This window comes from Pseudomonadota bacterium (assembly GCA_013285445.1).
Lineage (GTDB): Bacteria > Pseudomonadota > Gammaproteobacteria > Xanthomonadales > Wenzhouxiangellaceae > Wenzhouxiangella.
Genome location: CP053448.1, coordinates 2,912,789 through 2,925,513 on the forward strand (window position 1 = coordinate 2,912,789; position 12,725 = coordinate 2,925,513).

The 12,725-nt window shown below is 65.4% G+C and carries 6 protein-coding genes and 1 pseudogene; 2 read left to right on the forward strand and 5 right to left on the reverse strand.

Going from position 1 to position 12,725, the window contains the following annotated elements; translation table 11 throughout:
- Positions 1-137: 137 nt before the first annotated feature.
- Both HND55_13045 and HND55_13050 read left to right on the forward strand, forming a co-directional pair.
- Positions 138-1,175 carry an efflux RND transporter periplasmic adaptor subunit gene (locus tag HND55_13045; GenBank protein QKK03505.1) on the forward strand — a complete coding sequence of 346 codons (1,038 nt, stop codon included), beginning with the start codon at positions 138-140 and terminating at the stop codon, positions 1,173-1,175.
- Positions 1,172-4,392: pseudogene (locus HND55_13050) on the forward strand (efflux RND transporter permease subunit). The gene HND55_13045 and the pseudogene HND55_13050 overlap by 4 nt, the downstream one beginning before the upstream one ends.
- A 69-nt stretch (positions 4,393-4,461) precedes the next feature.
- On the opposite strand, the gene HND55_13055 reads toward HND55_13050, so the two are convergent.
- From HND55_13055 to dapD, 5 genes are all read right to left on the reverse strand, one after another.
- Positions 4,462-7,026 carry a tetratricopeptide repeat protein gene (locus tag HND55_13055; GenBank protein ID QKK03506.1) on the reverse strand — a complete coding sequence of 855 codons (2,565 nt, stop codon included), beginning with the start codon at positions 7,024-7,026 and terminating at the stop codon, positions 4,462-4,464.
- Positions 6,998-7,588, reverse strand: a complete 591-nt coding sequence (locus HND55_13060; GenBank protein ID QKK03507.1) for a sigma-70 family RNA polymerase sigma factor — start codon at positions 7,586-7,588, stop codon at positions 6,998-7,000. The genes HND55_13055 and HND55_13060 overlap by 29 nt, the downstream gene beginning before the upstream one ends.
- 101 nt (positions 7,589-7,689) lie before the next feature.
- Complete coding sequence (locus HND55_13065; GenBank protein ID QKK03508.1) at positions 7,690-10,212, reverse strand: right-handed parallel beta-helix repeat-containing protein; 2,523 nt, start codon at positions 10,210-10,212, stop codon at positions 7,690-7,692.
- Positions 10,209-11,315, reverse strand: a complete 1,107-nt coding sequence (locus tag HND55_13070; protein QKK03509.1) for a hypothetical protein — start codon at positions 11,313-11,315, stop codon at positions 10,209-10,211. Before HND55_13070 ends, HND55_13065 begins: the two co-directional genes overlap by 4 nt.
- Positions 11,316-11,396: 81 nt before the next feature.
- Positions 11,397-12,227: a 2,3,4,5-tetrahydropyridine-2,6-dicarboxylate N-succinyltransferase gene (dapD, locus tag HND55_13075; GenBank protein QKK03510.1), complete on the reverse strand. Its 831-nt coding sequence runs from the start codon at positions 12,225-12,227 to the stop codon at positions 11,397-11,399.
- Between the last annotated feature and the right edge of the window lie 498 nt (positions 12,228-12,725).

Here is a 12,725-nt window from a genome sequence, read left to right on the forward strand (position 1 = left end):
ACAACGCCGGCTTCACGGATTCGTCGAAGCTCACCAGCAACCGACCGTCGATTTCGATTATCAGACGCTTGATCGGCGCGGGGGTGTCACTATATCGTATAATGCTAATATATGAGCACTGTCGCATGGGGTCCGTCATGAAAAGCCGCTTTCTTTCAATCGCCGCGATGGCCGCCTGGGCGGCGGCCCACGCCGCTCCGACCGCCGCCATGGAATGGGTCACGGTCGAGCGGGCCAGCCTGGTCGAGTCGGTGCGGCTCGACGGCCGGATCGAAGCCGTCCAGGAAAGCACCGTGTCGGCCCAGACCGCCGGCACCATCGTCGAGCTGCCCTACGACGTCGACGACCTTGTCGGGGCCGGTGAACTCATCGCCCGGCTCGACGACACGGAACAGCGCGCCCGGCTCGAGCAGGCGCAGGCCAACCTGGAGGAATCCGAATCGGGCCTGGAGGACGCGCGCCAGCGCTACCAGCGCATCGAGCCCCTGGCCGAGCGCGGCGTCGCCTCGCAGTCCGACCTGGACCAGGCCCGCAACGCGCTCAATGCCGCCCGCGCACGCGTGGCGCGCGCCCGCAGCGCCATCGGGGAGGCCCGCGAGCAGCTCGATTACACGCGCGTCACCGCGCCCTATGGTGGCATCATCACCGCCCGCCACGTCGAGATCGGCGAGTCGGTGCGGCCCGGCCAGGCGCTGCTCAGCGGCTTCGCGCTCGATCCCCTGCGCGTCGTCGCCTCGGTGCCCCAGCGCTACGTCGACCGGATCGACGAGAAGGGCAGCGACCCGCGCGTCCTGCTCGACGACGGCCGGGAACTGTCGCTGGGCAAAATCACCCGCTTCCCCTTCGCCAGCGCACCCGGCCACGGCGTGACGGTTCGCATCACGATCGACAATGGTGACCTGGGGGCCTACCCCGGCCAGCTGGTGCGCGTCCTGCTACCGGTCGAGCGGCGCGAAGCCCTGTGGATTCCGGCCGCAAGCCTGCTGAGGCGCAGCGAGCTGCGCGCGGTGTTCGTGCGCGCCGACTCCGGCCAGCCCCGGCTGCGCCAGGTTCGCATCGGCGCGCGCCAGGGCGATGATCATGACCAGCGCCTGGAAGTGCTGTCGGGCCTGGCCGAGGGTGAACAAGTCGCCCTCGATCCCGAAACGCTGTTCGCCCGAAGCCGCTCGCAATGAGCCGGCAGAAACCCGGCATGGGCCCGTCCGGACACATTGCGCGCGCGTTCCAGGACTCGCGCCTGACGCCGCTGCTGGCCGCCGTCGGCGTCATTGCCGGCCTGCTCGCGGTGGCCATCACGCCCAAGGAGGAAGAGCCGCAGATCGACGTCACCATGGCCGACGTGTTCGTGCCCTTTCCCGGCGCCAGTGCCGAGGAAGTCGAGTACCTGATCACCAATCCCGGCGAACAGATCTTCGACGAGATCTCGGGCGTCAAACACGTCTACTCGACCTCCCGCCAGGGCCAGGCGGTGATCACCGTCGAGTTCGAGGTCGGCATTCCCCGGCAGGATGCCCTCATCCGCCTCTACAACAAGGTCTATTCCAACAGCGACTGGTTCCCGGCCGACCTCGGCGCGGGGCAACCGGTGGTCAAGCCCAAGGGCATCGACGACGTCCCGATCGTGACGCTCACGCTCTACGATCCCGACGGCCATCAGAGCGGCGAGGAGCTGACCCGCCTGGCCCACACCCTGGAAGTCGCCCTCAAGCGCGTGCCGGGCACGCGCGACGTCTACACCGTCGGCGGCGTGCCCGACCGCGTCGAGGTGGTCTTCGACCCGGCCCGGCTGGCCGGCTACGGACTGACCCTGGCCGATATTCGCGCTGCCGTCCAGGCGGCCAACAGCGCTGGCGGAGAGTCGCGCGTGGTGCGCGACGGGGTATCGATTCCGCTGCAGCCCGGCAGCCTGCTCGAGACCGCCGAACAGGTGCGCCGACTGGTGGTGGGAATGCACGACGACACCGCCGTTCGCCTCGGCGACGTCGCCGAGGTGCGTCGCGGCGAGGCGGTCCCCGACCAGAGCGTCATGCTCGGCTTCGGCCCGGGCGGCGCCGGCGAGCCGGGCGAGGTGTATCCGGCCGTGACCCTGGCCGTGGCCAAGAAACCCGGCGAGAACGCGATCGACATTGCCGACGCCGTCAAGGACCGGCTGGACATCCTGAAAGGCCGCATCATTCCCGACAACACCGAGGTGCTGATCACCCGCAACTACGGCGAAACCGCCTCGGACAAGGCCCGCTCGCTGATCCGCGACCTGGTTTCGGCCACCGTCGCCGTGATCCTGCTGGTGCTGGCCACCATGGGCTGGCGCCAGGCGATGATCGTCGGGATCTCGGTGCTGGTTACCCTGCTCGTGACACTGGTGTTTTCCTGGGCCTGGGGCTTCACGCTCAACCGGGTGTCGCTGTTTGCCCTGATCTTCTCGATCGGCATCCTGGTCGACGACGCCATCGTCATCGTCGAGAACATCCACCGCCGCATCAGCATCTCGAAGCGGCCCATCCGCGAGGTCATCCCGGCGGCGGTCGACGAGGTGGGCACGCCCACCATCATGGCCACGCTCACGGTCATGGCCGCGCTGATTCCGATGGCTTTCGTCACCGGCCTGATGGGCCCCTACATGAGCCCGATCCCGATCAATGCCTCGGCCGGCATGGTGCTCTCGCAGGTGGTGGCTTTCGTGCTCGCGCCCTGGCTGGCCGTGCGCCTGCTGCGGCGCGATCACGGATCCGACGGGCACGAAGACCAGCGCCAGGAAAGCTCGACCGAGGGCGTCAACCCGCGCCTGCGCGGCATCTTTTCGACCCTGTTCACCCCGTTCTCGGCGACAACCGGAAAAACCGCTGGCTGCTGGCCGGCGGCGTCGTGGGGCTGACCCTGCTGGTGGCCCTGCTGCTGTTCTTCCAGGCGGTGGTTCTCAAGATGCTGCCCTTCGACGACAAGTCGGAGCTGCAGGTGGTGATCGACATGCCCGAGCACACGCCCATGGAAGAGACCCTGCGCGTTCTCATGGACATGGGCGACTATCTTTCCGACGTCGATGAAGTTGCCGACTGGCAGGCCTACGCCGGCACGGCATCGCCGATCAACTTCAACGGCCTGGTGCGCCAGTACTACCTCAGAGGCGAGCCCTACCACGGCGACCTGCAGATCAACCTGGTCGAGGATCGGGACCGGCAATCGCACGATATCGCGCTGGACTTGCGCGCGCCGCTGGCCGAAATCGGCCAGCGCTTCAGGGCGGCCGTGAAGATCGTCGAGGTCCCGCCCGGCCCGCCGGTGCTCTCGCCGGTGGTCGCCGAAGTCTACGGCCCCACGCCCGAGGCGCGCGCCGAAGTGGCCGAGTCCCTGGCCCGGCAGATGGCGGGCATCGACGGCCTGGTCGACATCGACACCACGGTCACCGCGGCGACCGAGCGCTGGCAGGTCATCGTCGACCGTCACCGCGCCGCCACCCTGGGCGTGTCCCAGGCCCAGGTGGTCGACGCCCTGACCGTGGCCCTGGGCGAGCGCAGCATCAGCTACCTGCGAGACCCCGGCGCCAAGCACGCCGTGCCGATCCGCGTGATCCTCGACGAGGGCGACAAGGCGCAGCCGGCGGCCCTGATGTCGCTACCGGTCATGAGCCGCGCCGGTGAAATGATCCGCCTGGCCGACGTGGCCACGATCGAATCGTCACAGTGGCCGGGCATCATCCAGCACAAGGACCTGCTGCCGGTCACCTACGTCACCGCCGACATGGCCGGCGAGATCGATTCGCCCCTGTACGGCATGTTCGCCCTGGCCTCGGAACTCCACGACCAGGCCGACGCACCGGCGCAGTACTGGATCAACCAGCCCGACTGGCCGGGCACGCCGGCGCTGAAATGGGACGGCGAATGGCAGATCACCTACGAGACCTTCCGCGACATGGGCCTGGCCTACGCGGTCGGCGTGTTCGTCATCTTCCTGCTGCTGGTCGCGCAGTTCCGCGCCTACCTGATCCCGCTGATCGTGATGGCGCCCATTCCGCTGACCCTGATCGGCATCCTGCCCGGCCACGCCCTGCTCGGGCGCGAGTTCACCGCCACCAGCATGATCGGCATGATCGCGCTGGCCGGCATCATCGTGCGCAATTCCATCCTGCTGGTAGTGTTCATCCGGCAGCTGCTCGACGAGGGTGAATCACTCGAGAACGCCGTGGTGCTGGCCGGCGTGGTACGGCTCAAGCCGATCGCGCTGACCGCGATCTCGGCCATGCTGGGTGCGGCCTTCATCCTGCCCGACCCGATCTTCAACGGCCTGTCGATCTCGCTGATCTTCGGCCTGGCGGTGTCGACGGTGATGACCGTGCTGCTGGTTCCGCTGCTCTACTACGTGTTCATTGGCGACCGGAAGGTCCAGACTGACTGACGCTTGCGGTGAATCCCGGCCTCACCGTTGGCCCGCCCCGAACCCCGTCCAGCGCCTCCGCGTGACCAACTAGTCGAGCCTGATGCCGGCCGCCCGGAGCCGGTCGGACGCTTCGTTCAGCACGGTGCTGTCCGGCGGAAGGCTGGCCAACAGCCCTCTTGCCGTTGCCGTGTGCTGGTCAGGCCCGTCCAGGGCAATGTCGGCCAGCAACAGCTCCAGCCTCGTTTCCTGCGTTTGTCGGTGGCTGTCGGATAGCTGCGCCTGGCGAATATCGAGCGCCTGGGTGAACGCCAGGCGAGCTTCGGGGTAGCGCTCCAGCCCGGCCAGCGCGCGGCCCCGTGCGTGCAGCGCACTCGATATCAGGATGTTGCCCTCATCCAGGGCGCGGCGTCGAATCTGCAGGCATTGATCGGCGTAGTCCAACGCTTTCTGGAAATCGCCCGTTTCGTAGTATCGCAGGCTGATATTGTGCAGCGGATAGGACGGATAGACATGGTCCGGACCCCGACGCGCGAGATAAATCTCATGGGCTTGCTGGTAGGATTCGATCGCCGCTTCAGGCCGGCCGCGGTCCGATTCGAAGTTTCCATAGGCCACCAGGGTATGCGCGTAGTTCTCGCTGTCATCCCCCCATAGCAGCGCCTTGACCTCCAGGTTGCGGCTCAGCATTGCCTCGGCCCGATCAAATTCGCTCTGCTCCGAGAGATACCAACCCAGCTGGTAGGCAATGCTAGCCGTCAGGGAGTGGATCTCGCCGTTGTGCTCCAGGGACAGGCGCAGGGCCCGTTCAAACGCCGGACCCGCCTCGCCGGGCCGGTCCAGTTGTTTCCACAGCAAGTAGCCATAGTTATTGAGCACAGTGGCCAATTCCACCGCATCGGGACCCAGTTCCGCCTCCATTCTTTCGATGACCAAACGAAAGCTTTCCTCGGCCGCAGCCAGGTTGCCTTGTTCCATGTGTGTGGAGGCCCGATCGGAATGCAAGCCGATCGACAGCATTGGATCGTCGTCCGGCCTCAGCCTTGACTCGGCCTCGTCATACCATTGCAGCGCTTTCTCGTACTCGCCCTGTCTTTGATCGACCAGGCCACGCAGACGCAGCCACTGTGCTGCGACAAGTCGGTCTTCATCCGGATCGACAAGGGTCAGGGTCCGGTCAATCAACGACTCGGCGCGGTCGTATTCTCCCAGCCGCAGGTGGATGTCACCGATCAGACCGGCCATCTCGGCCTGCAGCGCGGGTTGCCCGTCCAGCTCGGTATCGATCCGTTCGGCACCCCGTTCGAGCAGTTCCCGCGCTGTGATCCGTTCTCCGCGATTGATATCGGGGTCATTGACCTCGAACAGTTCGGTCAGGAAATTGCTGACCTGTTCGGCACGCTGGGCCTGTGCAGTCGCCCTGGCTGCCTGTTCGCGAGCCTCATGCGCCTGCCAGGCGGCGATCAACAAGCCGACGCCCAGGGCTACGACCACGGCCGTCGTCGCAGACACGCCCCAGCGATGACGCCGGAGGTAACGTGCCGCCCGGTAGCCTGCGGTCTTGTGCCGGGCACGGATCGGCAGGTCGTCGAGGTGACGCCGCAGGTCCTCGGCCATGGCCTCGGCCGATCCGTATCGATCGGCCGGCCGCTTGGCCATCGCCGTCATGATGATGGCGTCGAGATCGCCGCGCAGTGACCGCGTGGACGAGCCAGGGCGCGCGGCCGCGGAAGGAAGCGTTGGCTCGGTATCGCAGATGGCACGGGTCAACGCCTCACGCCCCTGATCGGGCCGACGGTAAGGGTGGGTTCCGGCCAACAGTTCGTAGAGCACGACACCGAGTGCGTGTACGTCCGTGACCACGCTCACGGGCTCGCCCCGAATCTGCTCAGGTGCGGCGTAGTCCCGCGTCATGGCGCGCATTCCGGCGGTGGTCAGGTCGGTTGTACCGCCATCCTCGTCCAGCAGCTTGGCGATGCCGAAATCCAGCAACTTGACCGTGCCATCTCTGGTGACCAGGATGTTAGCCGGCTTCAGATCGCGGTGAACGACCAGTCTCGAATGGGCGAACTGCACGGCGCGGCAGACCTGCTCGAACAACTCGACGCGGGCTTCGACGGGCCGGGATCGCGCATCGCACCATTCGGTCAGCGGTGTGCCCTCGATGTACTCCATGGCAAACCACGGGCGGCCGTCGGCGAGCACGCCACCGTCGATCAGTCGACTGATGTTGGGATGATCCAGCGAGGCGAGTATTCTCCGCTCGGCCTGGAAGCGGCGGATGATCAGGTCGCTGTCCATGCCGCGCTTGAGGAGCTTGACGGCGACGCGTTGCTCGAAATCCGCACCCTCGCGCTCGGCCAGGTACACCACGCCCAGCCCGCCCCTGCCGATCTCCGAAACCAAGCGGAATGGACCGGCTGCCTCGGGCGTGTCCAGCCGTTCGCTGATTCGCATCAGGCCGGCCACCCGATCCTGATCCAGCGGCTCGAGAAAGCCGTCGGCCGTATCGTGCGCGGACAGAAGCGACTCGAGTTCGGCGGCCAGGCCGGGTTCGCGCGCGCGAATATCGTCGATTGCACGGGTGCGGCTGGCCGCATCCCGGTGGCTCAGCTCGGCGAACAGCTCAGCGAGCCGGTCGTCCGGGGCCATCATTGACCAACTCCGGAAAGGCACCTTCTCCGACGTGACGGAATAGCCAGGCGCGCGCCAGCTCCCAGTCCCGGATCACGGTGCGACGGGAAAGATCGAGCGCGACGGCGGTCTCCTCGATGGTCAGACCGCCGAAAAACCGGCATTCAACGACCCGCGCCTGGCGCGGGTAGCTGTCGGCGAGTTTTTCCAGGCTGTCGTCGAGCATGATCAGCTCCGCCGCGAAGGCCTCGGTGCCAGAAATCTCGTCATCGTAGGTCAGGTCGTCGCGCCCGGCCCCGTGCTTGAGTTGCTGACGCCGCCGGGCGGCGTCGACCAGCACCTGACGCATGGCGCGTGCGGCCGCGCCGAAAAAGTAGCCGCGGTGACGTTCTGTCACCGTAGCGGAATCGATCAGCTTCAGGTAGGCCTCGTGGACCAGGGCCGTGGTGTCGAGGGTGTACTTGCGCCAACCGCCCATCAACTGGTGATGAGCGAGACGCCGCAGTTCTTCGTAGACGGCGGCAAAGATTTCGTCGAAGGACTCCCGGCGACCGCTGACGGTGTCGTCGAGAAGCTCCGTCAACGAAGCACGAGAGGAGTTCGATCCATTCACGGCTCAGGCCCCGACCGGCTTGTTGGCACCAGACTACGCCCGGCGCGCTGGGGAGGCAAGCGGCCGCCATGCTACTGCTCGAAGCGGTCATGGAACAGTGCATCCGGGGCCTGGACCTGGACGCACTGCGAAAACTCCGAGGTGTTGCCCAGCAGGTCGGTCGCGGTTGCCGTGATGTACTTCCCTTCGAGATCCAGCCAGGGATGCTCGAGTTCACCGCTGAAGGCAACGGTCGTGTCGGTCTGCACTGGGCCGGGCATGACGACGTTGACGTCACCGAGGAAGTATTGCCCGGGACCGGCCCCGTTGCCGTCACACGCATTGCTCGCGAAAAGCTGGATGCGGTAGACCGAGCTGAAGCCGCCATCGTGCGTGCAGGAACTCAGCTCGCCGGCGAAAACGACCGATTGTTCGGACGCGCCGCCCAGCGCAGACTCGAGCACCGGCCGGTTCTGGCCGCGATTGGCCTTTGCATCGGCGACCGCGCCGCAGTCGGCGTCAACCGGATCGAAGCCGAACGAACCGAGGTCGATTTCATACTCCGACGCCACGGAGCCGTTGTCCCACAGCGTATTACTGAGCATGCGATTGCGGGTGCCCGACAGGATCCGGATCCCGTGCTGGGTGCTGAACCGGATCTGGTTGGGCGCACCGTCCACCCCACCGACACCGATCGTGTTATTGCTGGCACCACTGTCAATGAAAATACCCTTGCGGTTGGTCATCGTCGGCGGGCACGCTGGCAGGGGCGGCACACCACACAGGTAGAACCCGCCCCTTCGCCCGCCGATACGATTGCCGGCGACCAGGTTCGAGGTGGCCTGCTCACCGACGATGACCACGCCGTCGCGGGTATTGCCCGAAACCAGATTGTCCAGTATGTCGTTGTCGGCGCTCTGCACCAGCCGGATGCCGTCGAGATTGCCCACGGCGGACACCCCACTCGGATTGGTGCCGATGTAGTTGTTGACGATCTGGTGGCCGCCGCTGGCCGAGCCTATGACGTGCACACCGGCAAGCGACGAGCCGGAAATCGTGTTGCGATGGCCCGGACTGGACCCGCCGATCAGCGCCGAGGTGGCATTGTTCATCAGCCGGATGCCTTCGCTGTTGCCGGCCAGCGTGGTGGCGTGGAAGGGCCCGCCGAACTGGTTGCCCTGAATCTCGTGACCGCTGCCACCCTGAAGGTAGATCGCCGCCTCGCCAAACAATCCGCCGCCGTCGTCGAACCCGCCAAAGCCGATGCCACGCACCTTGAGCGTGGCCGAAGAGTTGGCTGGCACGCGCAAAGCGTAAGGCACCTCGACAAGCTGCGAGCCCACGACGCCGATGCAAAGGTTCGCGTTGTTGCCGAAATCGAACGTATTCCAGGCGGAGCCGGGCTGGCTGAAGCCATTGATGATCACGTCTTCGGTCAGGTCCGGCAGGGGTGCGGCCAGCGTGATCAAGCGCGGGCAGGTGCCAGGGATGTCGAACTGGATCAGGTTCAGGCCGGGGCTTGCGTTGGCCTGGCCAATGGCTTCACGCAGCGTTCCTGTGCCGCTGTTGGCATTGCTGGTCACGGTCAGGACGAACGGCCCCGGCGGCACGACCGAGGATTCGTAAGCACCCCGATCCGGAATGCCGCCGATGGTACGTGGGTCACCTGCAATGTCCGCTGCCGGCAGGCCGCCCGGCACATTCGAGGTGCCGGAGTTGATCGCCGGCGAGCCGGGTTCGACAGGGCGATAGTTGACCGGATCGAGCTGCGGATCGCCGACCAGGTTGTCCGAGGATCCGGAGAAGAAGCCACCACCGTTCAAGCTTGAAAGCGATGAATAGATGTTGTTGTGTGCACGCGGCGTATTCGCATCCAGTTGGATGCTGCCGAATACATTGTTGTGCAGCGAATCCGCCCCGATCGAGTTGCCGGCGCAGGATTGCGAATCATACGTTGCCACGAAATCAACGCCGCCGTGATCGCGCACGGTATTGTTGATCAGGCGATAGTCGCCCAGGGCGTTATTGAAGCATTGGATCTCTATGCCGTTGAGTGCACCATCGACGACCAGGCTGTTCTCGATTCGAACGTCGTGACAGGATGTAAAGGCAGTCATCGACGACCATAGACCGACACCCGAAATGCTGTTGCTTACACGTACGCGCCGGATGAGGAATTCCTGGCCGAATGGTGTGCAGTCAAAAGGCGAAGCAAGCACAAGGCCGGCAGTCTGGACGAAACTGAGACCGTCGATGATGAGCGATGCTTCAGCCGTGAAAAGCCAGCGAGAATTGCTGCTGGACTGGCCCTGAATCGTGGTCGAAGACGGGTTGACAGTTACGCGCGTACTGCAGTCGTTGTTCCAACCTCCCGAAAGCTTCAACGCCTGCGGAAATGGGCTGGTGCCGGAATTCGACCAACCATCCGGCATGGTGTAGCTGCCGCTGACCAGTCGAATCTCGTTTTGCTGACTGTTTATTTGCGACACCACCAGCGCGCCGCTCAGTTCGGCCTCCGTATCGACGCAGAACTGAACGGCGCACGCATCGGACGCGAACGAAGACGCGAAGAGCAGGACGACTGCCGCGGCCAGTTTGAGCAGTGCAGCCCTCATGGCTCGAACCGATCGGCAAACAGCCGCGAGTGAGACTCGTAAGCCCCAATGTCGACACTTGCTTCATTGATACGCGGCAGACCTCTGTAGTCCGCGGCACCTGGCGTCCAGGGCGAGAGCATGGCCGGTTCCCGCCCGCCGTCATGCAGCGCTGAATCCGGTAGCGGCACGCCGCTGAAGCAGAGAAAGCCGTCACAGGGCTCATAGGCGGGAGTGGTGCTGATATTGCCGCCCTCGCTGCTGGTCGGGCCGAAAACGGCATTGCCATAGTTATTGTTACGAAGGACAAAGGTCGGTTCGCCGAAGATCCGGAAATCGTAGCCCTCGTTTCCCCAGAAATTGTTGTTGACGATGTACCTGGCCGGCACGTCGCCGAGCAACTGGACGCCGCCGACCTGGGAAACGCCCGTTTCGTCGGAGAAGTTGTCGACCACGGTGTTGTTGACGAAGGTCAGCCGGGCAAGAAACGGCCCGGCATCGCCCCCGCTCAAGGACAGATCCACGGCGCCTCCGGATTCGCGGGCGCGATTGAGGCGGAACAGGTTGTTGATGACGTGCACCTGGACTGCGCCGGTCCCCGAGATGACGGACTCGACCGCGCCACCCAGCCGCGCTTCGTTGTTGAAGAACTGGTTGCGCTCGATCGAAACTGTACCGCTGTAGCCGGTATCCGCGCGCACGGACATCGCGCCGCCTCGCGCCGCGTTTGCGGCGAAGCCGTTCACGAAACGCAAGCGGGATACCGTGAAGTCCCCGCTGCTGGCCAGATCCACTCTCAGGATCCGATCGGTCAGTTGTCCGTTGAGTACGGTATTCGGAGGCCCCTCGAGTTGCTGCCCGCAGTCGTTGCCGAAGAACTCGCTCCAGCCGCCGGAAATCGTCAGGTCGAAGTTTTCCGTCGCGGCCGCGAGGTACTCGAACCCGCCCGCAGGCGTATCGAAGGTGCCGGTGGTCACGCGAATCGTGTCGGACTCACCGTTTCCGGCCGCTGCCGCGAGGGCGAACTCCAGACCCGCACTCGACGTCGCGCAGATTTCGGCCGCCCGGGCGGAAGGGAAGAACAGGACAGCGCCCAGCGCCGCAACAAGGATGGGGGTACGCATTCCGACAGGTTCCGTTCGTGGTCCTGTTCATGCGTGCGCAAACGGCCCGGAAAACGGGCCATGCGATTTTGATCGACCGTGTCAGACGCTACGCAGGAGCTCGTTGACGGAAGTGCGCGAGCGCGTCTTCTCGTCGACCTGCTTGACGATGACGGCGGCATACAGGCTATGGCTGCCATCCTGGGCCGGCAGGCTGCCGGCGACCACGACCGACCCGGCCGGTACCCGGCCGGTGGTGACCTCGCCGGTCTCACGGTTGTAGATGCGCGTCGACTGGCCCAGGAACACCCCCATGCCAATCACCGCCCCTTTCTCAACGATCACGCCCTCGACCACCTCCGAGCGCGCGCCAATGAAACAGCCGTCCTCGATGATGGTCGGATTGGCCTGCAGCGGCTCCAGCACGCCGCCGATACCGGCGCCGCCGGAGATATGCACGCCGCAACCGATCTGGGCGCAGGAGCCGACCGTGGCCCAGGTATCGATCATGCTGCCCGCGCCGACAAAGGCGCCAATATTGACGTAGCTGGGCATCAACACGACGTCGTCGCCGATGTGTGCGCCGCGGCGCACCGTGGCCGTCGGCACGATGCGCGCCCCGCTTGCCTCCGGCCGGTCCGATTCATCGGCAAACCGCAGGTCTACCTTGTCGTAGTAATGGCTTACCGTGCCGTCCATCACCCGATTGGGGGTCATGCGGAAATGCAGCAAAATGGCCTGCTTGAGCCACTGGTTGACGACCCAGCCGTGCGCGCCCGGTTCAGCCACGCGCAGCTCGCCGGATTCCAGGCCCTGCAGACAGGCATCAATCTGTCCGCGCAGTTTGCTGCCGGCGGTGGCAGGACCGAGTTCGGCCCGCCGGTTCCAGGCCGTCTCGATGGCTGTCTTGAGCTTGTCGGGTTGGTTGAGCATCGGGGGTCTGCGCCTGTGTGTCTGTGTGTCTGTGTGTCTGTGTGTCTGTGTGTCTGTGTGTCTGTGTGTCTGTGTGTCTGTGTGTCCGTAGGGTGTTCCGGCGCGTTTGCCGGTTCCGGACCTCGTCCGTCGGGGACGCGGCCCCGACCTACGGAATCACGGGCCCAGGCCGCGATCGTATTCGCGACGGGTCGGCGGATGTCCCGGCGCGTTTGCCGGTTCCGGACCTCGTCCGTCGGGGACGCGGCCCCGACCTACGGAATCACGGGCCCAGGCCGCGATCGTATTCGCGACGGGTCGGCGGATGTCCCGGCGCGTTTGCCGGTTCCGGACCTCGTCCGTCGGGGACGCGGCCCCGACCTACGGAATCACGGGCCCAGGCCGCGATCGTATTCGCGACGGGTCGGCGGATGTCCCGGCGCGTTTGCCGGTTCCGGACCTCGTCTGTCGGGGACGCGGCCCCGACCTACGGAATCACGGGCCCAGGCCGCGGTCGTA